At 41.6% G+C, this 25,487-nt stretch carries 19 protein-coding genes and 1 other annotated feature; of the genes, 2 read left to right on the top strand and 17 right to left on the bottom strand.

Going from position 1 to position 25,487, the window contains the following annotated elements:
• Positions 1–32: 32 nt before the first annotated feature.
• The 4 genes from ACEQ1T_RS13790 to ACEQ1T_RS13775 all read right to left on the bottom strand — a co-directional run bounded on the left by ACEQ1T_RS13790 (position 33) and on the right by ACEQ1T_RS13775 (position 8,863).
• Positions 33–2,900 (bottom strand): VWA domain-containing protein, encoded by a 2,868-nt coding sequence (locus tag ACEQ1T_RS13790; protein ID WP_370223388.1) that lies wholly within the window; start codon positions 2,898–2,900, stop codon positions 33–35.
• Positions 2,901–3,034: 134 nt separating this feature from the next.
• Positions 3,035–4,684 carry a sensor domain-containing diguanylate cyclase gene (locus ACEQ1T_RS13785; RefSeq protein WP_370223387.1) on the bottom strand — a complete coding sequence of 550 codons (1,650 nt, stop codon included), beginning with the start codon at positions 4,682–4,684 and terminating at the stop codon, positions 3,035–3,037.
• 149 nt (positions 4,685–4,833) lie between these two features.
• The gene (locus ACEQ1T_RS13780; protein ID WP_206838964.1) at positions 4,834–6,147 is read right to left on the bottom strand and encodes a folylpolyglutamate synthase/dihydrofolate synthase family protein; all 1,314 of its coding nucleotides are present in this window, start codon (positions 6,145–6,147) and stop codon (positions 4,834–4,836) included.
• A gap of 70 nt (positions 6,148–6,217) precedes the next feature.
• Entirely contained in the window at positions 6,218–8,863 is a 2,646-nt protein-coding gene (locus ACEQ1T_RS13775; protein ID WP_370223386.1) for a valine--tRNA ligase, read from the bottom strand.
• 155 nt (positions 8,864–9,018) lie between these two features.
• Positions 9,019–9,275, bottom strand: a binding site (T-box leader).
• A 237-nt stretch (positions 9,276–9,512) separates the two neighbouring features.
• On the opposite strand from ACEQ1T_RS13775, the gene ACEQ1T_RS13770 reads away from it, so the two are divergent.
• Entirely contained in the window at positions 9,513–9,704 is a 192-nt protein-coding gene (locus tag ACEQ1T_RS13770; protein WP_019380294.1) for a hypothetical protein, read from the top strand.
• A 12-nt stretch (positions 9,705–9,716) separates the two neighbouring features.
• Here ACEQ1T_RS13770 and ysxE read toward each other — a convergent pair whose 3' ends face one another.
• From ysxE to hemA, 8 genes are all read right to left on the bottom strand, one after another.
• Positions 9,717–10,775, bottom strand: coding sequence for a spore coat protein YsxE (ysxE, locus tag ACEQ1T_RS13765; protein WP_206838968.1), 1,059 nt, complete (start codon positions 10,773–10,775; stop codon positions 9,717–9,719).
• Between the two features lie 109 nt (positions 10,776–10,884).
• Positions 10,885–12,141, bottom strand: a complete 1,257-nt coding sequence (spoVID, locus tag ACEQ1T_RS13760; RefSeq protein WP_370223383.1) for a stage VI sporulation protein D — start codon at positions 12,139–12,141, stop codon at positions 10,885–10,887.
• A 319-nt stretch (positions 12,142–12,460) separates the two neighbouring features.
• Complete coding sequence (hemL, locus tag ACEQ1T_RS13755) at positions 12,461–13,747, bottom strand: glutamate-1-semialdehyde 2,1-aminomutase (RefSeq protein ID WP_370223381.1); 1,287 nt, start codon at positions 13,745–13,747, stop codon at positions 12,461–12,463.
• Positions 13,748–13,801: 54 nt separating this feature from the next.
• Positions 13,802–14,782 carry a porphobilinogen synthase gene (gene hemB, locus ACEQ1T_RS13750; protein WP_206838973.1) on the bottom strand — a complete coding sequence of 327 codons (981 nt, stop codon included), beginning with the start codon at positions 14,780–14,782 and terminating at the stop codon, positions 13,802–13,804.
• Entirely contained in the window at positions 14,782–15,564 is a 783-nt protein-coding gene (locus ACEQ1T_RS13745; protein ID WP_206838974.1) for a uroporphyrinogen-III synthase, read from the bottom strand. Before ACEQ1T_RS13745 ends, hemB begins: the two co-directional genes overlap by 1 nt.
• Complete coding sequence (hemC, locus tag ACEQ1T_RS13740) at positions 15,561–16,496, bottom strand: hydroxymethylbilane synthase (protein WP_206838976.1); 936 nt, start codon at positions 16,494–16,496, stop codon at positions 15,561–15,563. The genes ACEQ1T_RS13745 and hemC overlap by 4 nt, the downstream gene beginning before the upstream one ends.
• A gap of 186 nt (positions 16,497–16,682) precedes the next feature.
• A complete protein-coding gene (locus ACEQ1T_RS13735; RefSeq protein ID WP_206838986.1) occupies positions 16,683–17,516 on the bottom strand; it encodes a cytochrome c biogenesis protein in 834 nt (277 codons plus the stop codon).
• A 14-nt stretch (positions 17,517–17,530) separates the two neighbouring features.
• The gene (gene hemA, locus ACEQ1T_RS13730) at positions 17,531–18,880 is read right to left on the bottom strand and encodes a glutamyl-tRNA reductase (RefSeq protein ID WP_206838988.1); all 1,350 of its coding nucleotides are present in this window, start codon (positions 18,878–18,880) and stop codon (positions 17,531–17,533) included.
• Positions 18,881–19,105: 225 nt separating this feature from the next.
• Here hemA and ACEQ1T_RS13725 point away from each other — a divergent pair, with 225 nt between their 5' ends.
• Positions 19,106–19,591 (top strand): LiaI-LiaF-like domain-containing protein, encoded by a 486-nt coding sequence (locus ACEQ1T_RS13725; protein ID WP_206838989.1) that lies wholly within the window; start codon positions 19,106–19,108, stop codon positions 19,589–19,591.
• A 329-nt stretch (positions 19,592–19,920) separates the two neighbouring features.
• Here the strand turns inward: ACEQ1T_RS13725 and ACEQ1T_RS13720 are convergent, their stop codons facing one another.
• The 5 genes from ACEQ1T_RS13720 to lon all read right to left on the bottom strand — a co-directional run bounded on the left by ACEQ1T_RS13720 (position 19,921) and on the right by lon (position 25,416).
• Positions 19,921–20,658: an amino acid ABC transporter ATP-binding protein gene (locus ACEQ1T_RS13720; RefSeq protein ID WP_280516076.1), complete on the bottom strand. Its 738-nt coding sequence runs from the start codon at positions 20,656–20,658 to the stop codon at positions 19,921–19,923.
• 14 nt (positions 20,659–20,672) lie between these two features.
• Entirely contained in the window at positions 20,673–21,320 is a 648-nt protein-coding gene (locus ACEQ1T_RS13715; protein WP_206838991.1) for an amino acid ABC transporter permease, read from the bottom strand.
• A gap of 80 nt (positions 21,321–21,400) precedes the next feature.
• A complete protein-coding gene (locus tag ACEQ1T_RS13710; RefSeq protein ID WP_370223377.1) occupies positions 21,401–22,183 on the bottom strand; it encodes a transporter substrate-binding domain-containing protein in 783 nt (260 codons plus the stop codon).
• A 327-nt stretch (positions 22,184–22,510) separates the two neighbouring features.
• Positions 22,511–23,092, bottom strand: a complete 582-nt coding sequence (gene yihA, locus ACEQ1T_RS13705) for a ribosome biogenesis GTP-binding protein YihA/YsxC (RefSeq protein WP_206838993.1) — start codon at positions 23,090–23,092, stop codon at positions 22,511–22,513.
• Complete coding sequence (gene lon, locus ACEQ1T_RS13700) at positions 23,089–25,416, bottom strand: endopeptidase La (protein ID WP_370223375.1); 2,328 nt, start codon at positions 25,414–25,416, stop codon at positions 23,089–23,091. Before lon ends, yihA begins: the two co-directional genes overlap by 4 nt.
• Positions 25,417–25,487 lie beyond the last annotated feature (71 nt).

Raw genomic sequence — 25,487 nt, 5'->3', positions numbered from 1 at the left:
GAAAAAGGTGCTCATATCAGCACCTTTTTCTTCTACCATTTTCCTTCCCCAGCAGGACCATTGTCAGTTTGATCAGCTTCATTCACTACTTCAAATAGAGCTGAAGCTTTCGGCTGCTTACCGTCTTTTTGCTCTTCAGCTGCAGCCGTTACCTTTGAGTATCCTATTGCTACACCTTCAATATACCACTCAGCACCTCTCTGAACTATTCGGACTTTATCCGGCATCTCAGAGAGCACTTCAACAATATCCTGGTCTGTGGCATTAGAAGGATTAAAGATCAGCAAATTTTTTACTGCGATGCTATCATCTTTGTCAATTTTGTATACAGCTTTATCAAATTTAATTTCCTCTAAGGCAATGTAAGGGTCAGTGACAATTATTTTAATTTTCCTCTCTATATTGGAGCCGTCCTTAGCTTTAACAACCAAATAAGTTTCACCTGCAGATTTTCCCAATATTGTATTGTCATCAACGAAGTCTGCTTTGGATGTATCCTCAATTATCATTTCGAGTTCTTGATTAGAAGCATCAGATGGAGAAATTTCTACTTTAAAGGATTTTGATTTATCAACATCCAATTCAATTGGATCTGGAGCTACGCTTATGCTTTCAATTCTTTTCACAATTGTAATTGACTTTGAGATTTCATTCCCGAACGCGAATCCTCCGGATGCTTTAACCTTAATTATATAAGACCCTGGAGCATCTAATAATACACTGCCCTCAGGAGCAAAGGGGTTCCAAATGCCTTCATTCCCATCTTTTTCAACTTTGTAAAAATAATTGACATCCTTGCCGGCAACCAGTTTAGATAGATTGATGGCAATTGGTTCGTAAGCAACACCCTTATCAGAAAAGACATTCCCAGTAACTACGCCATTCATCTCAAAATCCGGTTCAAAATAAAGCTGTGCGAGACTATCATCCGTATATTCAATTTTAAGGCCTGCTGCTTTGCTGTCTGAAAGGAAATATAAATTTTTGACAGGTTTATTTTTCAGGCCATAATTATTCGGAAACTCTGACTGTGCCAGTTTTTTACCGTTATTATTTAAATCTAACTTTGAAATGATCCCGGCTGCGTCTCCATCATAAGCGATGTTATTAAAACTATTTAATCTTACCTTTGCATCAATAACCTGGCTGGAAGCAGCAATACTAGTTGATTGAGGCTTGTCTGGGAATCTGCTGTCAGAATAGAAAACCTGTGAACGGGGCATGGTTAAGCCATAAAAGGCTCTATCAGCTTTTAATGCTATTTTGGCAGAAAGACGATTTGGTGTGAAAGCACCATTTTTATAGCTGCTTTGCTGATTTGTTAGAGTAAGTACCGCATGCCTCTGTCCATTTATGATCTCTTCTTTCACGGAAGGATCTGCAATAAGTATCCCTTCAGGAAGCGGCTGTTTGATAATAATATTCCTCAAGCTGCCTTCCACTCTATTGTCTGGAATTCCTATAGGCTCCAAATTATATTTGATATTAAACTGGTTTGACTTTTTATCCGAACTCATTTCTTTTACTAAGTCACGTAAATCGTTAAGCTCTTTTTCCAGAAGCATCGTCCCATTAAATGATGCTGGTGCATCATCCTGAACTTCAATCTGCACTTCCGGATGGACTATTACGTGTTCCTTATTATTCAAATCTTTGTATTTTAGCTTTATATTATCTTTAAAAACATACTTTCCTTCTTCTGCAAAATTTAGTGGAATACTGAAATCCAGTTCACTTATTGTTTCTTTCCCGATATCGTATTTGAAATTAACCTGCTTGGTAATGATGTTATCGGCATTTTGTATGGCATTTGCGCCTTCTGCCAGCGTTACTTTTCCTTTAAATGAATTTAAGTCTACTTGTATTTCAGCAGTGATGGATGGCTTTAGTACACTGCTTGAAATTCGCTCAAGAATATCTTCTATATTTCCTGTACCTGCCTGAATGGCGGTTTCTCCAGTATAATAGGACATCTCGTTTAGAAAATTCATATCGATATCATCGTCACTGCCAAACCCAATCGAATGCAGCTTGATATTACTGGCAGTGAGCTTTTTTACTTCATCGATAATAGCTTTTCTAATAGAAGTTTGAGTCGAAGCATAGTGTTCACTATTATTTTTTATTGAATAACTTCGGTTATTATTATCTATAAAATATTCATCGGCCAGGTATTGGTAGGGAATATAAGGATAAAATATGCCATTTTTTGTATAACCTCTCGTTAGAAGTTCTTCTATATACGTTACTTCTTCTGTTACTCTATTTGAATCGCAAAATATAAAAACACAGGATTTTTTATTAAAAGTTCTTATTTGTATACTCTCAGAATAAGTAGGCACACCATCTGTCAAAAAGACAATATTATTATTTCCATTCCCGCCTTTCAATAGCTCTTCAGCTTTTTTTATCGGGTCCTTATAATTTGTTCCATTGATTGCTGTTAATGTCCTGACTTTTTCTTTTATCATTCCAAGGTCATTAAGGGCATTTCCCGAAGGATAAAAAAATCCCTCTTGCTCACTGATTTTTTTATTGAAGGGTATTAAAAAGTATCTGTCTGCTGAATTTGCGGTCTGCAAAAAATGGTCAAGAGCATTATTCATGGCGGTTTTAGCACTATCAAGTTTACCAGCATCATTCATTGAACCGGAAATATCCATAATAAAGACAACATCCATTGGTTCTCTATTACTATCAGATGCAGATCCGCCCTGCTTTACTCTGAAATCCAGATTTGCTGCTGCTGGCCTATCGGCTGGTTTAACGATTATATTCTGGGAAGGCTGAACAGTGAAGTTTAATTTGGCATCATTTAATCCAGACGCCATTGAAGATTGTGCAGATAAGAAGCATATGATAAGAACGGTCAATAAACTAAGCAGTATTTTTTTTGCCATATAATAATATCCCTCCTTTACCAGAATTATGTATCACTACTATTATACCAATACACCTATAAGAACAATATATTTAATAGGTAAAAAGGTTTATTTTTGCACAAAAAAAATCCTTTTGTTTGTCAAAAGGATTTTTACTTCGCATATTCCGCAACCCTATTCCTCCCAGCCCGCTTCGCCCCGACATACAAAGCCCTATCGGCATGACGGATAAGGGCGAGTGCATCATCAGCATCTTTTGGAGCTGCAGCTACCCCGATGGAGGCTGTGATATGAACGGCCTTATTTTTGCTGCTGCCATCAATATGCTGTTCGAGTATGAATGGACGGTTGGCAATGGTCTGTCTGATTAACTCTGCCCAGCCTATCGCATCTTCTTTGCTGGTATCAGGCATTAAGACAACAAATTCCTCGCCGCCATATCGGGCAGCAATTCCTGCCTTATCTATTAAATTTGTCAGACGATCAGCCAGCTCACAGAGGATTTCATTACCGCTTTGGTGCCCATAAGTATCGTTCACTTTTTTAAAATGATCGATGTCAAGTATGATGAGTGAAAGTAGTTCTCTTTCACCATTTTGCAATCTGCTGAATTCTTCATTTAATTTAGCTTCCATATATCTATAATTGAATAGTTTCGTTAACGCACAGCGCTCGCTTTTATCTTTTGTTTCCTCATAGTGCTTTGCATTCTCTATTGCTATTGCAAAATGCGAACATAAAATATCGACAATCATGAGCTGTGACTTTTCATAGGACCTCTTTTTTGCTGAAGAAAGCAGCAGTATTCCCAATACTTCATTACTTCGGATTATCGGAACACAAATAAGGCTTTCGGCATCTTCAGGCAAGAATTCCTTAGCAATGCTTTTCCATTTCTTCCTAGAATGGAAAAGGGCAGATTTTCGGGTGCCCAAAACCAATCCGCTGATTCCCTCACTTTTTTTGGTAGGCTTAAGGTCATTAGGCTTTATTTGGCTATGCTCAATTCGGTATATTGTGTGAAGTTCCTCGTTATCCTTAATATCAAGAATATAGGCATAGTCAACAGGCAACATTTCGCTCAATTTCAAAATGAAAAGCTCCATAACTTCATTCACATCAAGGCGCTCTGCCATTTGATGGCCTATATCTGCGGCTTTCTGAAGGTAATCAATAACCTTTTCACTTGAGTAATAAAGATGAAGAATGATTGAAAGACTTACAAATGGCACCCCTACAAACAGCAGTGCAAGAATCCCCACCTCAGAATATAAAATGTAAAGGATAAGGCCAATCGGGAATGTTATGAGAGAGGTAATAGTTTCCCAAATAAGGTCTTTTTCCAGAAAAGATATTTTTCTGCCATACAATACAGCCTGGATTACGCTGATCAATACCTGATTTAGAGTAAAATGGATGACCGGATATGCTGCAGCAACCCAGAAATATTGGGGATTGGCTATTAGATCTACACCAACTTTACCACCCATTGCAAAGTAAGCGAGTCCGCTCAAAATAGATAATGCAAAGAACAAAAGTGAGTTAAGCGGCAGACGGAACAGCTGGTCCTTTTGTATTTTCAGCCTTAAAAGAAGTACCAGGATCCCCAATTGAACCATTATCATTTCAGCAAGGAGCCCAAAGGTTAAAAACACTGCCATCGTAACCCATTGTATTAAAAAGATTGGTGTATTATTGATTACCATCGGCATGGATGAAACGAAAAACATCAATATGAAAAAGGCAAACAAACTGATTCCCTGTCCTGAAAGATCGGGTGGGTAAAAATGATAGGTTAGCATGGAACCTGCAGGAAATATCAGTATCCATAATAACCATATTATTTTTTTGGCCAGTGAACTAACTATCTTTTTCCCCTCCTCCAATTTATTCAGGAAAATAGTCGGATGATACGAACATTTTATCAAATTTTCTAACTTTTGTCATATTTTCATTTATTATTTTCCAAAAGCTTCAAAAGAATAGGCTTCACATCTGAGAGGAAGTAAAGTGATCCAGTAATAACCAGCACGCTGTTTTTTCCTGCTTCACGCAGTTCAGTCTCCAATAACACTTTCCAGTCCGTATGAAACTGTCTCCTGGCATTTTTACTGAGATTATATAAATCTTCAGCTGATGCTGCTCTCGGAAACTCAAATTCGGTAAAGGTGATGCGTTCTGCAGCTGAATCAAGCATAGTGATCATTTTTTCAAGCTTTTTATCAGCCAGCGCAGCGAATACAATATTTTTGTTTTTATCTCCAAAACGGTTGTTCAGCTCCGCAGTTAAGGCAGCTATCCCTTCTTCATTATGGGCTCCATCTATTATCACCAGCGGGTCTTCAGATAGAATTTCAAATCGGCCGGGCCAGAAAGCTTTTTTCAAGCCTATTCTTATATGGTTTACCTCTATAAGGAAAGAATAAAATTTATTTAATAGCTCTGCTGCCATCACAGCCAGGGAAGCATTTTCAGTCTGGTGTTTTCCGCTCATTCCTGTCTCAAAATCAGGGTAGTTCTGAAAGACTGTCTTCAGGGAAAATACTTCTCCCTGGCCCAGGGATTTATGATCAGAAATCGTAAATTCATTCCCCAGCTGATAAACAGGGGACTTCATGCTTAAAGCTTTATCTTGAATAACAGCGAGAGCATCTTCTTGTTTAACAGCTGTAATAACACTGATTCCAGGTTTAATTATTCCCGCTTTTTCAAAAGCGATTTCCCCGTATGTATTCCCAAGTATGGCGGTGTGGTCGAGCCCGATGCTTGTAATGATTGATAATAATGGATAGATGATGTTAGTGGAGTCAAACCTGCCGCCAAGTCCCACTTCTAACAAAACGAGATCTACCTGCTGTACATGGCCAAAATATTGGAAAGCCATGGCGGTAATGATTTCAAACTCGGTTGGACCGCCAAGTTCCGTCTGTTCCAATTCAATTGCCAGCGGATATATATCATTAGCAACCCGAACGAGATCTTCATCTTTTATTGGAATTCCGTTAAGAGAAATCCGTTCATTAAATTTCTCAAAATATGGCGATGTAAACGTTCCGACTGAATAACCCGCCTCTTGAAGAATGGATCTTAAAAACGTAACTGTTGAGCCTTTACCATTCGTTCCGCCAATATGAACAGACTTAATTCTTCTCTCGGGATGCCCGAGTTTTTCCATCATCCATTCCATCCTTTGCAGACCCGGCTTCATCCCCAGTCTTAGCCTTGAATGAATCCATTCCAGTGCTTCTTCATAAGTAGAAAACATATATATGCACCTCCGTTATACAGGAAGGAAGACGAATCCTTCCTATGGACCCGCCTTCCGCAACTATTAATTATTCTCCTTTTAGCTCTTTAATGCGAGCTTCTACAGCTGCTCTCTTCTCGCTGTAGTCTTGTTCTTTTGCTTTCTCTTCCTCAATTACCTTTTCAGGCGCCTTTTTAATAAAGCCTTCGTTTGAAAGTTTCTTCTGGACTCTTTCAACTTCTTTATTTAATTTATCCCACTCTTTCTGAAGGCGTGCAACTTCTTCTTCAATGTTAATCAGGCCTTCAAGTGGAAGAATGATTTCTGCACCAGTCACAACTCCTGTCATCGCCTTATCAGGCGTCTCAACATTCAGAGCCAGCACTAGTTCTTCAGGGTTACAGAATCGTTCAATATAGGCACGGTTATTTTCCAGTGTACCCAGAATTTCCTCATCCTTAGCTTTAACCATCATTTTAATCTTCTTGCTCATCGGTGTGTTCACTTCAGCACGGCTGTTGCGGACAGAGCGGATGATTTCTACAAGCAGCTTCATTTCGTTTGCAGCCTGGGTATCTGTATACTCATCGTTTACTTCCGGCCACTGGGCAACCGTAATGGATTCACCTGAATGAGGAAGGTTCTGCCAAATTTCTTCCGTAATAAATGGCATAAATGGATGCAGCAGACGCATTGTATTGTCCAGAACATATGCCAGGATGGAACGCGTAGTTTTCTTGGCAGCTTCATCTTCTCCATACAGCGGAAGCTTTGCCATTTCGATATACCAATCACAGAAGTCATCCCAGATGAAGTTATACAGAACTCGGCCAACCTCGCCAAACTCGTAGCGGTCAGACAATCTTGTAACCGTCTCAATTGTTTCATTCAAACGGGTTAATATCCATTTATCTGCAACAGACTTTTCACCGCTTAAATCAATTTCTTCGTATGTTAATCCATCCATGTTCATTAAGGCAAATCGGGATGCGTTCCAGATTTTATTGGCAAAGTTCCATGTTGCCTCAACCTTTTCCATACTAAAGCGCAAATCCTGTCCCGGCGAGCTGCCTGTAGAAAGGAAATAACGGAGTGAATCGGCACCATACTGATCGATTACATCCATTGGATCAACGCCATTTCCAAGGGACTTACTCATCTTGCGTCCCTGTGAGTCACGAACAAGACCATGAATTAATACATCCTGGAATGGACGCTCTCCTGTAAATTCGAGACCCTGGAAGATCATTCGTGATACCCAGAAGAAAATGATATCATAGCCAGTTACCAGAGCAGCAGTCGGATAGTATCTCTTGAAATCGCTTGAGTCAGTATCCGGCCAGCCCATTGTTGAAAATGGCCAAAGGGCTGAACTGAACCAGGTATCCAAAACATCCTTGTCCTGCTCCCAGTTTTCAATATCTTCAGGTGCTTCGTGCCCTACGAAAACCTCACCTGTCTCTTTGTGGTACCAGGCCGGGATGCGGTGGCCCCACCAAAGCTGGCGTGAAATACACCAGTCACGAATATTTTCCATCCAGCGCAGATACGTTTTTTCAAATCGCTCTGGAACAAAGTTTACTTTTTCTTCTTTAGTTTGAAGAGCGATGGCTTCATCAGCAAGGGGCTGCATTTTAACAAACCATTGTGTTGAAAGGTACGGTTCAACTACTGCGCCGCTGCGCTCTGAATGGCCCACAGAATGCATATGTTCTTCAATTTTGAAAAGAACTTCTTCTTCCTGCAGATCCTTCACGATCTGCCTGCGGCATTCAAAGCGGTCCATATCCTGGTATTTACCGGCTCTGCTGTTCATTGTGCCATCTTCATTCATTACAAGAATTCTTTCAAGATTGTGGCGGTTTCCAATTTCGAAATCATTTGGGTCATGAGCCGGCGTAATTTTTACTGCACCTGACCCGAAATCCATTTCTACATAATCATCTGCAACTATTGGAATTTCGCGTCCTGTGATCGGCAGTTTAACTGTTTTGCCGATTAAATGCTTATAGCGCTCATCTTCCGGGTGTACTGCTACAGCTGTATCGCCAAGCATCGTTTCAGGGCGTGTAGTGGCAATTTCGATATGACCTGAGCCATCTGTCAGAGGATATCTCATATGGTAGAAAGCACCTTGCACATCCTTATAAATAACTTCGATATCAGAAAGGGCCGTTTTCGTAGACGGATCCCAGTTGATGATGTACTCGCCGCGATAAATCAAACCTTTATTATAAAGTGAAACGAAAACCTCTCTAACAGCTTTTGATAAGCCTTCATCAAGGGTGAAGCGTTCACGGCTGTAATCAAGCCCTAATCCAAGCTTTGACCATTGCTGGCGAATATGGCTCGCATACTCATCTTTCCATTTCCAAGTTTCTTCTACGAACTTCTCACGGCCTAAATCATAGCGGCTTTTGCCTTCATTGCGAAGCTTTTCTTCAACCTTTGCCTGAGTGGCAATACCCGCATGGTCCATTCCTGGAAGCCATAATACATCGTATCCCTGCATACGCTTCATCCGGGTGAGGATATCCTGCAGGGTCGTATCCCATGCATGGCCAAGATGAAGCTTTCCAGTTACGTTCGGAGGCGGAATTACAATGGTATAGGGTTGTTTAGTTTCATCGTCTTTTGCTTCAAAAAACTTCCCTTCGAGCCACCAGTCATATCGTCCTTTTTCAATCCCCTGCGGATCATATTTCGTCGGCATTGATAATTCATTACTATCCATATGTCATTCTTCCTTTCTAAAAACAATCCTAAACAAGAAAAGCGGAAGCGCCTTGCCCGCCCCTGACATGTTGAGGGGGAAGGCGGTGGAGCTAGACAGTTATCGACGTTTAGAATTGAATACTTTCTTTTAAAAATAAAAAACTCCATTCGCCATAAAAGGACGAATGGAGTATGCTTCGCGGTACCACCTTTTTTTCAATCACCAAAGAAAATCAGGGAAAGACATTCTTATAGAGATTGACACTTAATCAGATAACGGATTTCCCGTCTTTTACTACTAGGCTGCAGCCTTTCGCAAAAGATGCTCTAGGGCGACCTTCCAACGGTTCTGCCTGGATAACCTTTCAGCTGCTGGTTTTCCTCTCTAAAAGGCAAATGGCCATTGTACTCTTCCCTGTCTTAGCATCGATATTCAATTTTATATATAAAATATACTACCGAAAAAAGACTGTTATAGTCAATAAGGATACCCGAGTTTTTTATATATTATTCATTATTTCCATTGAAGTGATGATGATTTTGCCCGAAAAAAGTATTATAGCGGGTATAAAAATGCCGTTATACAGGAAAGAAACGAAAATAGGCACTTTACCGGTAAATGAATCATAGAATATACATATGAACATTCAGGAAAGGGGCATGCGACAATGAGAAGAAAATATAATCCTTACACACTGCCTCCCTGGTTAAGAACTTTCAGGAATGTGTGTGCACAGTTTATTATCCCGTTCTGTGTTTTTCAAGGCATAAGAACAATTTTGCTGCCTACCACCTTTGATGTACTGCTGCTATCGCTGTTCATTCTGATTGCAATTGCTTTCCACCTTCAACTGGTTTAGGAGCCCGCATTATTAGCTTTGGGCTCCTTCTTGCGCTTGAGCTTCGGCAGCTGCCTTTGCTTCTTGTTTTTGCCGTTCGATTTCATCGATTCTCATTGCAGCATATTCAATATTTTTCAAAAGCCAATACTGCCTTTGCAAATGCTGGACAGCCTTTCTTTCCCCCCTTTTTCCTTCCCCTTTATAATATTGCTCAGCAGCCCTGATAATAGGACCCGGATGAGCAAAGTAACTTTGAAACAGCAGCATCTCATCGTCTCTGAATGGAAAGTATTTCATATAATTGTAAATCCACTCTACACATTCTTCCGATCTTTTCGGATAAGTTTTCAGCGTTCTTGATAAAAACGGCAATAAATCATGGAGCGGCGACCCCTGTCTTGCATTTTCAAAATTCGTGAAGAATCCATATCCCCTATCGTCGTATAGAAAATGTTCGGTTGAAACTTTCCCATGAATGATTACTGTTCGTGCTTTGTCGCTTTCTTTCGTTTTTTCATACCAATCTTTAAATTTGTTTGTGGAGAATTTTAATGCCTGGCTGACATCGTGATAATAAAGTGAAAACATTAGCTCAAAGGGGGACATATACTCTTTTCTTTCGCATGATTCAATAAATCCGTCCAAAAATTCATTTTCCTTTTCCCATTCCTGCAAGGTTTTCTCATAATGATCGGTTCGATCTTCCTTTTTTATAGGAACTTCCCGCGAGGACAATGTGTGCAGTCTTGCCAGTTCCCTCAGCATTTGCTGATGCCTCTCAAATCTGTCCTCCTTTTCTTCATTGGGCATCCAGGGCATTAAATAAAATAATTCATTCTGATGGAGCACTGCATATCTTCCATCCACCGTCGGGTAAATAGGAACAATTCTGTTATACCCTTTTTGAAAGAGAGTTTGTACATGCCTTATAAAATCCGCTCCATGCTGAGGCTTTATTTTCTTCAGAGCAAACACACCTTTGCTGCTGTAAACTTTTTGAACTCTCCCAAACTCCTCTACAAAATGCGGCTCTAATGAATAATGATTTAAAATGGGGGAGACTTTCCGCAGCCGATTTTTTTCTTCCACCTAAACCACTCACTTTCCAGAATGAGAAAAAATGATGTTATTCTGAAATATATTGGCTAAACGAAAATAGCTGAGCGGGTTATCAATACCTGCTCAGCCTTTTAACCATTTAATGGGCTACCGCAACAGGAATGTACAGCACTTGCCCTTCATAAATATCCTGATTGATTTCAAGATGATTCACCCGTAATAGCTGCTGGGCTGGTATATCATACCTTTCAGCAATGGCATCAATTGTGTCGCCGTTCTGCACAATGCAAACCTTGAGCTTAACATGTTCCTCTGTCTCTTCTTTCCGGGCAAAGAACTCTGTTAACGACATGCTTTTCTTCTTGGAGAGTTTCTTCTTCTTAGCTTCCTGTTCTGAAGAGGATGAGGATTCCTCTGTTTCCTCATGAGCTGCCTGTGCAGCTGCTTGAACAGGCTTCTTTTCAAAGGAAGGACTATCTGATTCTGATGCTTCCGTCATTTGATAGATTTCCTGTGCGGTTGGCGGTGCTTCCTCCTCATTGCGCTGAGAAGAAAAAGATATTTCCGGTGCAGTTTTTGGCGTCTGTTCTTCTTCTGGCTGCTCTTGTTTAACTTCGAGGGCTGCAGGCACTGACGGTTTAATCACTTCTTGCTCTACCACTTCTGGCTGCTTTCTTGCTTCCGCCTCAAATGGAATATATACCTCATCTGTTTCTGGCTGCTCTTCCTGAGGCTCCTCTTCCCGTATATCTTCCTCGTTGCCAGCGTATACCTTTTCCTCTCTTTCTTCCTCTTCCTCTTCCTCCTGCTCCTGTTCTTCTAGCTGATATGAAGGCCATTCCTGCTGAATTATTTCTTCTTCCTCTATCTCCTCTGCCGCTGCAGAAGACCTGTACAGAGGCTCTAATTCTTCCGTTTCAGTTTCAGCTTCTTCCTCCCATTCTTGAACAGGAACATGCTGCTGATCGCCATACAATCCGGTTATGGTTAAATTTGCTGTCAATTTCATACAGCTTCGTTCCGGCAGAACATAATCGAAGGACTCTACCGCAACGTCAATATCGTAGATGCTTTGGATTCTATTATTTGGAATAGTGATATCGACAGGAAAATAGTGTTTGAATTCACAAACTCCTTCTCCTCTTTCTTCAACTGTCTGAACGAATTTGGTGACTGCCAAATCCTCTTGTTCTTCCTCAGATGCTTCTTCATCGCTGCGTCTATACTCACCTGCCAGTTCAAGAGCTCCCTGGATCGTTACATATTGATCGCTTTCCTGAATTGTTATATTGGGGTCTAACGAGATGGAAATCAGGTCCGATACTTCCTGTCCTTTTTGAAACCATACTGATTCTTCTAAAGAAAATCGTAAGCACGATGGATTCCCCTGAGACAAAGCGACTCCTCCCTTCGAATCTTTACGTTTAATCACTATGTCATTAACAATCCTATGAGGGATTAGGATACTTTATGATTAGAAAAATAGCGCTCTGAGGGAAACTTAGATTGATTTAGAAAAAATTCCTTGGATTAGACTTTTATCGCGCCTTCCACTCCAATCAACACCGTGCAAAATAAAAATTTGCATAATCACAGTCTATTGAATCCAGCAACAGTAAAGGGGATTCTTTCAAACGATACATAAAGACTCAAATAACCATAATTATAAGGTCATAAAAAAACACTCATCAAATCTGATGAGTGTCAGGTCTTGCTTATTTTAATTTGGAGAATGCCTTTTCAGCTGCCTGGATTGTTTTTTCAATATCTTCATCAGTGTGTGCAGTTGAGAGGAAGAGTCCTTCGAATTGGGATGGCGGCAGGAAGACTCCCTGGTTTGCCATTTCCCTGTAGTATTCTGCAAAGAAAACCAGGTTGGATGTTTTGGCTTTTTCATAGTTAATAACATTTTCATTTGTAAAGAAGATGCCAATCATGGATCCTGCACGGTTAATGGTGTGCGGGATATCATATTTTTCAGCAGCTGCTTTAAGCCCTTCTTCCAATCTGTCAGCTTTTCTTTCAAATTCTTTGTAGGAATGTGGAGTCAGCTGGCTTAAAGTCTCGAAGCCGGCAGTCATGGCAAGAGGGTTTCCAGATAGTGTTCCTGCCTGGTAAATTGGACCGCTTGGTGCAATCTGCTTCATAATTTCCGCTTTTCCGCCATATGCACCAACCGGGAGCCCACCGCCAATAACTTTTCCGAGACATGTAATATCCGGTGTCACTCCAAAGTAGCCCTGCGCACAATTATAGCCGACGCGGAAACCAGTCATTACTTCATCAAAAATAAGCAGTGAGCCGTTTTGTTCTGTAATTTCTCTTAAGCCTTCAAGGAAGCCTGGCTGAGGAGGAACGACTCCCATATTTCCAGCTACCGGTTCCACAATCACACCTGCTATATCATCTCCGAATTGCTCAAAGGCATATCTTACGCTTTCTAGGTCATTGTAAGGCACCGTAATTGTATTTTTGGCAACTCCTTCTGGAACACCTGGACTGTCAGGCAGCCCAAGGGTTGCTACACCAGAACCAGCTTTAATTAAAAGGGAATCACCGTGGCCATGATAGCAGCCTTCAAATTTCATGATTTTATTTCGGCCGGTATATCCTCGGGCAAGCCTCAGGGCACTCATAGTAGCTTCTGTTCCGGATGAAACCATTCGCACCACTTCAATGGAAGGCACGCGTTCAATGACCAGCTTGGCAAGCTCGTTCTCGATTTCAGTAGGAGCTCCAAAGCTTGTCCCCATTTCAGCTACTTTCTTAATACCTTCGACCACACGTTCATTAGTATGGCCGAGGATTAATGGGCCCCAGGACAAAACATAATCAATATATTCATTTCCATCGATATCGTAGATTTTAGAGCCTCGTCCGCGTTCCATAAAAATGGGATCCATATTAACTGATTTAAAGGCACGTACAGGGGAGTTTACTCCTCCAGGCATCAATTCGCTTGCCTCTTTAAAAGCCTTGACAGATTTTTCGTAAGAGCGCATGTCATCCCTCTTTTCGTTTAATAAGAAATTTTCAATTACTAAGACATCATATTATTAGTACTGTTCCTTAATCCACCTTGCCGCATCTTTCGCATGGTAAGTAATAATTAAATCACTTCCTGCACGCTTCATGCCTGTGAGCATTTCCATGACGATTTTCTGTTCATCGATCCAGCCGTTCTGTGCAGCCGCTTTAACCATTGAATATTCACCGCTCACATTATAAATCACAATCGGAAGGTTGATGTTGTTTTTAACATCCCGAACTATATCCAGATAAGGCATTCCCGGCTTAACAATCAGGAAGTCTGCCCCTTCCATTAAGTCAGATTCAGCTTCGCGCATGGCTTCCATGCGGTTGGAAGGATCCATCTGATATGCTTTTCGGTCGCCAAATTGAGGCGTACTGTCAGCTGCATCACGGAAAGGACCGTAGAATGCAGAAGCGTATTTAACCGCATAAGACATAACCGGGATATCTTCAAATCCGGCTTCATCGAGACCAGCACGGATGGCTGCTGTAAATCCGTCCATCATATTTGACGGGGCAATTATGTCTGCTCCTGCTTTAGCCTGGCTGACAGCTGTCTGCACAAGCAGTTCGAGGGATGCATCGTTCAGCACTTCTCCATTTTCAATCAACCCGCAATGGCCATGATCGGTATACTCGCAAAGGCATGTATCAGCAATTACGATAATTTCCGGATATCTAGCTTTTATAAATCTTGTAGCTTCCTGTACGATTCCATGATCATGATAAGCCTGCTGCCCGCATGCATCTTTCTCTTTCGGTATTCCAAATAAGAGCACCGATTTTATTCCAAGAGAAACAACCTCATTCATTTCCTCTTCAAGGTGATCAAGCGACAAATTGTATATTCCCGGCATTGAAGGGATTTCTCTTTTAATGCCGTCTCCTTCTGCCACGAAAATCGGATATATTAAATCCTCTGTACGCAAGAAGTTCTCACGGATAAGCGCTCTCATATTCGGACTTTTGCGAAGGCGTCTATGTCTATTAAATTGAAGATCCATTATATTTCCCTCCTGATTTCTGCCAAGTAGCTAATAATGCTCTTTAGCATGCTATGTACTGTATATTCTTCAGGAACCGCATGAACCTGCAGCCCGTAGGCATTTGCACGATCTCTAGTCACAGGCCCGATGCAGCCCACCACACTGTCTTTAACAGCATTCTGATATCCAAGCTCCTTTAAAGCCCCTATAAAATGATCCACTGTGGAAGGGCTGGTAAAAGGAAGGACATCTAACCCGGTTCCAGAAAGCTGTTTTTTTATCAGATCAATGCTTTCACGTGGAAAAGTTGTCTCATAAACAATGATTTCATCAACGTCTGCACCATTTTCCGAAAGGGAGGCTGCGATATAGTCACGTGCCAGATTCCCTTTGGGGATTAATACTTTCATTCCTTCTTCTACAAATGGCAAAAAATCCTCAACAAACCCTTCAGCAACATATTCCCGGGGCATAAACTGCACCTTTAATCCCTTATCCATAAGCAATTTCTTAGTCTTCTCTCCGATAACCGCTATGTTAGGGAAAGGCCCGTCCAGACTCAGATTTTCAAAAAAAGCATCCACAGCTATTTTGCTTGTAAAAATCACCCAATCATACGTGTGAATCCGCTTATGGGCTTGAAATAAAACTTCCTTATCCTCCAAAGGCTCGAAAGCAATCAAGGGGATCTCAACAGGTATCCCCCCATAGCTTTGGATAAGAGCTGAAAAGGAGTGAGCCTGATTTTTCCCTCTTGGCACTAAAACAGTCATGCCTTCTAAAGGGGAAGTCTGTTTCATTGCCCGTCAAGCTCCTCTTTAACCCTGTCAATCAGCTCTTTGGCCCCCTGTTCAGTAAGCTTGACTGCCATCTGAACACCAAGTTCTTCAGGATCAGAACCTGTCAGGGTCTCCTTATAAATCACTTTTCCATCAGGGGAACCTACAAGTCCGGTTAACTCCATTTCACCCGTTTCATTAATTGTGGCAAAGCCTGCAATCGGAACCTGGCAGCCGCCTTCCATTTTATGAAGGAACGCACGCTCAGCACGTACTGTCTGATTCGTCTCAGAGCATGTGAATTTATCCAGCAATGCCCGAAGCTCCTTATCACTTTCACGGCACTCAATGGATAGTGCCCCCTGGCCAACAGCCGGCACACAAACTTCCGGCTCCAGGAATTCTGTAACAACATCAGCTGCCCAGCCCATTCTGGAGAGACCAGCTGCTGCAAGGATAATCGCATCATATTCTTCCGTTTCCAGTTTAGATAATCTGGTATCAATATTTCCTCTGATCCACTTAATCTCCAGATCCGGACGCTGTGCGAGCAATTGCGCCGCTCTGCGCAGGCTGCTTGTTCCTACAATAGATCCTTCCTTTAAGTCATTCAGTTTTATATGCCCTTTTGAAATAAGGGCATCCCGATGGTCTTCCCTTTCAGGAATGCTGCCGATTGTCAGGCCTGCCGGAAGAACAGCGGGCATATCCTTCATGCTATGTACAGCCATATCTATTTCTTCGTCAAGCATGGCCTGCTCTATTTCCTTTACGAATAATCCTTTTCCTCCGACCTTCGAAAGGGTAACATCAAGAATTTTATCTCCCTTCGTGACAATTTCCTTCACCTCAAACTCAAAGGACGGGTCAATGCTTTTCAATTGGCTGATCACCCAATTTGTCTGAGTTAGTGCCAGCTTGCTTCGTCTTGAACCTACGATAATTTTTCTCATGACTGCCTCCTGCAAATATGTCTATCTTTGGCTCCTGCTGAACAGTCGCCTCCGCTTTTCTTTACTGTTTTTCCAGCTGCGGCTCTTAGCCCCTCGAGGTCATAAGCTGTTCTGCTCTGCGGCAACCTGCGCCGCGGCCGCAGCCCATCTTATGCTTGTCGGGGCTGAACAGTCGCCTCCGCTTTTCTAGGAATACCAAAAATGGAAAGATGAAAGTTTGCCAAACAAAAAGAAGTTAATTAATACAATTAAAAATGATGCCAAGTTCCAGAGGGCTAAAGATTTTCCATATAGGCCCTTTCCAACTTTCATATAGAGATAAATACTATATAAAGCAAGGACAATGAATGAACCGATCACCTTGGAGTCATACCAGACCATATAGGGCAACTTAATATATGCCCACTGGATTCCTAAAATTAAACTTATCATCAGCATAGGTACACCGATTACATTTAATACATAGGACATATGTTCAAGCTTTGACAAGTCCGTTATCCGGAGCAGCCGCGTTCCCCATTTTTTCCTTTTGAGCAAATCATATTGAATCAGATAAAGCAGGGAAAATACGAAGGAAAGCGAGAATGCTCCATATGAAAGGATTGCAACTGTTATATGAATCAGCAGAAGTTCTGAGATGAGCTGCTGTGCTTTTACAGCCGAATCAATCTGAACAGGTGCGAATGTATGGATCGCCATTATGATAAAGCCGAGAACATTTGTAAAAAAGACGATAAAATCTACTCTAAGCAGCCTGTTAATTCCCAAAGAAAGAGTGATAAGCACCCAGGCATAAAAGTATAGGCCCTCAAAAATGGTCAATACAGGGAACCTTCCTGTATTAATCATATAAAGTATCAGGAACACCGTTTGAAGCACCCATACAAATGCAAGTAACCAGAAGGCAATCCTATTCGCCTTCCGGTTATGGTGAAGAAAATCAATAAAATATAATAAGACACATAGGGCATACAGAACCACCGTTAATTCGTGCAGCCGTGTCATATAGATGTCAGACATGGACAGGACCCCTTTTACGATTGAAAGGAAGTCTGCGGTGATTGAGCGAATGCGTGCTTTGTTTTGGCTGCTGCGTGCACGTTCTGCTGATCTGAAACAAGTTCTTCTATATTAAAGATTTTTACAAATAAGTCTAATGCCTGTTCGGAATCTTTCTGTCCAGCCATTTCTTTAGCTTGTAAAATAGGATCTTTTAATAGCTGATTGATGATGCTCTTTGTATGCTTGTTCAGCACTTTTTTATCACGATCACTCAAATGCGGCAGCTTTCTTTCAATGCTTGTCATGGTTTCACTCTGTATAGCCAGTGCTTTCTCACGCAAGGCGGAAATTACCGGAACAACACCAAGCAGGTTCAGCCATTGCTTGAATTCAACAATATCCCCTTCAATCATCAGCTGAATCTTCTGGGCTGCCTTTTTACGCTCCTGAAGGTTTGCTTCAACAATGCCTTCAAGATCATCGATATCATATAGGAAAACGCTGTCCAGATCAGCCAATTTCGGATCCAGGTCTCTTGGGACAGCAATATCCACCATAAATAGAGGCTTGCCTTTGCGCATTTTTTCTGCGTAAGCCATCATATCCTTCGTGACAACAAACTCTTTGGCCCCAGTAGAGCTGATTAAAATATCAGCTTCAACAAGGGCACATTGAAGCTCATGCAATGTTTTTGCCTGGCCCGCATAGCGGCTTGCAAGATCCTGCGCTTTTTCAAATGTACGGTTAATAACTGTTACTTTACTGGCTCCGCTGGCATGAAGGTTTTGGATTGCCAGCTCACCCATTTTACCCGCTCCTAAAATAAGAACATGTTTCTTTTCGAGAGAGCCAAAAATCTTCTTTGCCAGTTCCACTGCTGCATAGCTGACAGATACTGCATTTGCCCCTATTTCCGTTTCAGAGTGTGCCCGCTTAGCAAGCGTTACTGCCTGCTTAAACAAGTGGTTGAAGACTGTTCCGGTTGTATTTTCTGATTGAGCCTCCAGAAAACTTGTCCTTACCTGTCCTAAAATCTGTGTCTCGCCAAGGATCATGGAGTTAAGGCCGCATGCTACCTTGAATAGATGCTCAATGGCCCCATCCTCTTCATAAATAAATAGGAATGGAGAAAATTCGCTCTGATCCATATTGAAATGTTCTGCCAAAAATTCCTTTATATAATAGCGGCCAGTATGTAGCTGGTCCACAACTGCATAAATTTCGGTCCGATTGCATGTAGACAGAATGACATTCTCTAAAATGCTTTTTTTGTCATTTAATGTCTGCATTGCCTCGCCCAATTGTGAAGGATTAAAGGTTAGACGTTCACGGATTTCAACAGGGGCAGTTTTATAGTTTAGACCGACGACCAAGATATGCATTGAAATTGACACCCCCAGAATTATTGCCTAGTTCATTAATATTAATTATATCATTTCTATTATTTCAATTAATGCTTAAATGTGAACAGATATTGAACACATATGGTACTATATTTTAAAAAGGAGCCCAGTCCTGGGTTTCCTAAATAGACAAATACTCCCTTATGTACAGTAACAAAAAAACTTGCCGGATTCAAGTGAACCTTATTGGAAGTGGTGTTTTTTATGAAAAATCAGCGTATTTTCCCAGGAATTATTTTACTCGGATTTGGTGCATACTTTTTCCTGCAGCAGAGCGGATTTACTGCCTTACAGCCTTTTTATTCCTGGCCGACTCTTCTCATTATTGTCGGAGCAGCCTTTTTAATTCAGGGATATGGTGCAAGAGATTATGATTCCATATTGCCTGGTGTTATTTTAACCGGATTTGGCCTGCACTTTCATGTGGTGAAACGCCTGGAAATTTGGCCGGATCACATCGGAACATTCATTCTGATAATAGCTCTCGGCTTCCTCCTTCGGCATCAGAAAACAGGGGCAGGATTGTTCCAGAGTATCTTATTTTTAATTCTTGCCGCATTGCTTCTTTTTTATGACAGGGTAGCAGAGTGGATGGGACTGCTGGAAAGTGGTGTTTCTGATGTTTGGCAGCTATGGCCGATTCTTTTAATGCTAATTGGATTATATTTTTTATTATCAAAGAAAAAATAAGGCTCTTTTCGTATATATTGTTGTTTTTGGCCTATTAATGTTGTCCGTTGATTTCCGCTCCAGGATGCTCGCTTTCCGCGGGGCGGTGAGCCTCCTCGACGCTGCGTCTGTGGGGTCTCACCTGTCCCGCTACTCCCGCAGGACTTTGAATAAGCTTCCTTGAGTAAACACTGCACGAAGAAAATGCGAAAGCATTTTCGAGGATCTCGCACCTTCCGCTACAATCAACTCAGTAAATAAGGTACATAAAGCAACAAACCTTTCGAAAACATCCAAAAATAAAAGACAGGGATATTTAGCTTTTCCCTATCTTTTACCATTCAAACTGTTTAGAGAACCGAATCCAGAAAATTTTTGGTTCTCTGTTCTTTTGGATTGTTAAACAGATCCTCCGGATGCCCCACCTCTACAATTTTTCCGTCATGCATATAGACAGCCCAATCTGCTACTTCTCTTGCAAAGCCCATTTCATGAGTGACGACGACCATAGTCATCCCTTCAAGAGCCAGCTCTTTCATTGTGGAAAGCACTTCCCCCACAAGCTCCGGATCAAGTGCAGATGTCGGCTCATCAAAAAGCATGATATCAGGCTTCATTGCCAGTGCCCTTGCAATGGCCACACGCTGTTTTTGTCCGCCTGAAAGTTTTGATGGATATACGTTTTCCTTATCAGAAAGCCCGACTTTTTTTAATAGTTCCTGGGCATCCTTTTTCACTTGATCCTTTGGAAGCTTTTTCACATGTAAAGGTGCTTCCATCACATTTTCGAGAACAGTCATATGAGGAAATAAATGAAAGTGCTGAAAAACCATTCCTACTTTTTCTCTTACTTTATTTAAATCGTGTGTATCTTTTTCAACCTTTTCACCCTCAAAAATGATATTGCCGCTGTCCTTTAATTCAAGAAAGTTTAAACAGCGGAGAAGTGTGCTTTTTCCGGACCCGCTTGCACCGATCAGGCAAACAACATCACTTTCTTTCACTGTTATGTCAATGTCCTTTAGTACGTGAAGATCCCCGAATGATTTGTTCAATTTTTCCACCTTAATCATATACGATTCACTCATGCCTTGATCCCCCCTTAATCACTGCTTGCCATTCTTTTCTCAATCATATTTACAAGGATGGAGAAAATAAGTACAAGTACTAAATAGTAAACAGCTACGATCAGCAAATAGCTCATGTAGTCATATTCATTAGAACCGTATGTCGTGGCTACGTTAAAGAGCTCGTACATGCCGATAAAAGAAGCAAGTGATGAATCCTTCAAAGCAATGATAAATTGATTGCCCAGAGGCGGCATAGCCCGGCGGAAAGCCTGAGGAAGAATGATCCTTCTCATTGCAAGGCCAGCAGTCATACCCAGCGATCGCCCTGCTTCCATTTGTCCTTTGTCTATGGATTGAATAGAGCCCCTGAAAATTTCGGCTATATAGGCACCATTGTGAAAAGCAAGTCCAAGAACAACCGACCAAAACTGTGAAATATCCAATGCTGTCAATCCGAAATAGAAGATAAAAATCTGGACAACAAGAGGCGTTCCCCTGACAAGGAAAATATAGATGTCCGCAATCCATTCCAGAACTTTAATTCTTGAAATCTTTAAAAAGGCAAAAAACAATCCTATAAAAATAGCAATAAACACGGCAACAATGGTTAATTGAAAGGTTAAGAGCATTCCCTTTAAAAATACGGGATATGTATCAATAAACTTTGTAAGCAAATCCACAAAAATCCCCCTTCAGATGGCTATTTCAGAATGTGTAAAAACAAAACAGGCGAATGTTTGTCACACATCCGCCCGCAATGTTATTCCTTCTCAGGATCAACTGTTATATCTTCACCGATATATTTTTTGCTGATTTCTGTGAGTGTTCCATTCTCGCGAAGTGTTTCAAGAGCTTCATTCACTTTTTCGAGCAGCTCTTTATTATCCTTTGCAACAGCAATTGCCTGCTCACTGCGGCCCAGCAGCTCTTTGCCTTCGATTTTCATTCCGGCCCCAATCGCTTCTTTACCTGTTACGAAGTCAGTGATGACAGCATCATGTTTTCCCTTGCTCAAGGCCTCCAGGGCGACGACATCACTATCGTAGAACTGGATGTTATCTGTAACCTCCTCTGCATTTGAAGTGTATGTAGAACCCTTGGATACTGCTATTTCCATGCCTTCGAGATCGGCAAGCGTTTCAACGCTGCTGTCTGGACGCACATATATTTGCGGGCCGGAATAGTAATATGGCGTAGAAAAATTGACTGCCTTCAAACGTTCTTCTGTAATGGTGTGACTGGCTACCGCTGCATCAAAACGGCCGGACTTCACACCTTCGACAATACCGCCAAACTTAAATTTATTCTGAACCGGCTCAAGCCCGAGTTCTTTTGCTACAGCCTCGGCCACATCAATATCAAAGCCGCTCATGCTTCCATCATCATTTGTATAACTAAAAGGTTTGAACTCTCCCGAAGCAGCGTACGTAAATTTGTCTTCGTCTACCAAATCCATTCCGCTTTTAGACGCTTCCTCTGATCCGCATGCCGCCAGGACCAAAACAAAAGCAGCTGCTATAATTCCTTTTAACCAATGTCTCACTAGTCTAAATTCCCCCTTCAGTATCTCTCTTTTATAAATGCCCCTTAACTCTATCATGATTTTAAAATATTCTCAAAATTCATATTATATGATAATTAATGATATTAAAGAATTTAAGCTGTTCTCATCAACTGACCCTCTTTGAACTCCAATATGACTCCATATCCTCCAGTATTCTTCAGATTCCTCACCCTTCGACAAACATTTTATCCATTTTACCCCATAATCTATTCCCCTTCGAAATATTGCAATGAAAGCACTCCTAGGAGGAAAGACCTTAATTCAGAAATACAAAAATCCCGCTGCCCATTGCAGCGGGATTTTTTTTTACATAAAGCTTTTCAATGCCGACCAAGCCTTGTCTTTTCCATAACCCGTTTCAGAGGAAAACATAATAATCTGATCATTCGGATCGATATCCAATGTTTCTTCCGTGATTTTCATATGTTTTTGCCACTTGGACTTAGGTATTTTATCCGCTTTGGTAGCAATCACTATACAAGGAATTTCATAATGCTTTAAAAAGTCGTACATCATGACATCGTCACTTGTAGGGGGATGGCGCAAATCAACTATCAGCACAACTGCTTTTAACTGTTCTCTGCTGGTTAAGTATGTTTCTATCATCTTTCCCCATGCTTCGCGTTCCTTTTTGGATACCTTTGCATACCCATAGCCTGGAACATCAACAAAATGAAGAATTTCGTTAATAAGGTAAAAATTCAGGGTCTGTGTCTTCCCCGGTTTAGAGGATATCCTGGCAAGTCCCCTACGATTAAGCATTTTATTAATGAACGAAGATTTGCCGACGTTGGAACGGCCGGCAAGGGCGAATTCCGGCAAATCACTTTCAGGGTATTGATCAGGCTTAACAGCACTGATGACGATTTCTGAGCTGGTTACCTTCATGCTTGAACACCGCCATTCAGGGCATGTTTTAAGACTTCGTCCACATGTGATACCAAAACAAAATCAAGCTCTTCCCTGATGCTTTCGGGGATATCTTCAATATCCTTTTCATTATCTTTAGGGAGGATAATCTTAGTCAATCCTGCACGATGGGCGCTCAAAGATTTTTCCTTCAAACCGCCAATAGGAAGCACTCGGCCTCTTAAGGTGATCTCCCCTGTCATTCCCACTTCTTTACGGATTGGTTTTCCAGACAGCGCAGAAACCAGTGCGGTTGTAATGGTAATTCCTGCAGATGGACCATCTTTTGGAACAGCACCTTCTGGTACATGGATGTGAATGTCATGCTTTTCATGGAAATTCTCATCAATGCCCAGTTCTTTAGCCTTTGAACGAACATAACTGAATGCCGCTTGAGCAGACTCTTTCATAACATCCCCAAGTTTGCCTGTAAGAACAAGCTTCCCTTTTCCAGGAGAAAGGGATACTTCTATCTGAAGGGTGTCGCCGCCAACTGTGGTATAGGCCAGCCCTGTAGCAACGCCAACCTGGTCTTCAAGCTCAGCCTGACCGTAGCGGTATTTAGGCTTTCCAAGAAACTCATCAGTATTTTTACTATTCACAATCACTTTCTTCTTTTCGCCGGATACGATAATTTTCGCCGTTTTTCTGCAGATAGTAGCCAGCTGACGCTCCAACCCCCGGACTCCTGCCTCACGAGTATAATAGCGGACTACCTTCTGCAGGCCATCTTCACGAATCTGAAGCTGTGATTTGGAAAGTCCATGTTCTTTAATTTGCTTAGGCAGCAGGTGGTCTTTTGCTATATGAATCTTCTCTTGCTCTGTATAGCCTGCAATCGTGATAACTTCCATTCTGTCCAGCAGCGGACCAGGGATCGTCCCGAGATTGTTGGCTGTTGCTATAAACATGACCTTTGAGAGATCATATGTTTCTTCAATATAATGATCACTAAAATTATGGTTCTGCTCAGGGTCTAAAACCTCCAGCATCGCAGATGAAGGATCCCCGCGGAAATCAGAAGACATTTTGTCAATTTCATCAAGCAGGAACACAGGGTTAATGGTCCCTGCCTTTTTCATGCCCTGAATGATGCGGCCAGGCATGGCACCTACATAAGTCCTTCTATGTCCGCGAATCTCAGACTCATCCCGGACCCCGCCTAGGGATACCCGGACGAAATTGCGGTTAAGCGATGTTGCAATAGAACGCGCAAGGCTTGTTTTACCGACACCCGGAGGGCCAGCAAGACAAAGAATCGGCCCCTTAAGGGAATTCGTCAGCTTTTGCACCGCGAGGTATTCCAGAACCCGTTCCTTAACTTTTTCCAGGCCGTGATGGTCTTCATTCAAAATTCTTTCCGCCTTCAGGATATCCAAGTCATCATCTGTTGCCCTTGACCATGGCAATGTGACAAGCCATTCGATATAGTTGCGGATAACTGCACTTTCAGCTGAACTGGATGGAACTTTCTCATATCGGTCCAGTTCTTTTAAAGCTGTCAGCTCGACATGCTCAGGCATGCCTGCATTTTCAATCTTTTCCGTCAGCTCAGCTATTTCTCCTGTCTTGCCTTCCTTATCCCCCAGCTCTTTTTGGATTGCTTTCATCTGTTCACGCAAATAATATTCCTTCTGCGTTCGCTCCATTGATTTTTTCACACGCTGGCCAATCTTTTTTTCAAGGTTCAGAACTTCTTTTTCATTATGAATGATTTCGATAACCTGGTTCATGCGCTCTTTTACATCAATGGTTTCAAGAATTTCCTGTTTTTCTTTAAGCTTTAAAGGCAAATGGGAAGAAATGATATCTGCCATGCGCCCCGGCTCTTCTATATCTGCTACAGAGGAGTACGTTTCGGCTGAAATCTTCTTCGATACCTTTATGTATTGCTCAAAATATTCAAGCATGGTCCTCATCAATGCCTGATCTTCTACGTCCTTGGTCTCAGGATCCTCAAAAACCTTCACACTAACGGAATAATGTTCGGCTTCTTCCTGAAAATCAATGATTTCCGCTCTCTTAAGCCCTTCAACAAGAACACGGATTGTACCGTTTGGAAGCTTGAGCATCTGCTTTACACGTGTTAGCGTGCCCATTCCATATAGATCATCTTCTGATGGTTCATCTATAGATATATCCTTTTGTGTTGTTAAGAAAATTAAATGGTCATCTACCATTGCTTTTTCAAGAGCCTGAACCGATTTCTCACGGCCTACATCCAAATGCAGAACCATGGTCGGATAAACAAGCAAGCCCCGAAGCGGCAGGAGGGGGACGATGATTTCTTTCTTTTTCGCCATTCCATTGCACCTCCAAAATGCATCTTTTTAACCCCATTATTGCTAATAATTTCTTTGTACAATTCTATCGT

It is taken from the genome of Cytobacillus sp. (assembly GCF_964223445.1).
Classification (GTDB): Bacteria; Bacillota; Bacilli; order Bacillales; family Cytobacillaceae; genus Cytobacillus.
This window is presented reverse-complemented; position numbering and strand designations above follow the sequence as displayed.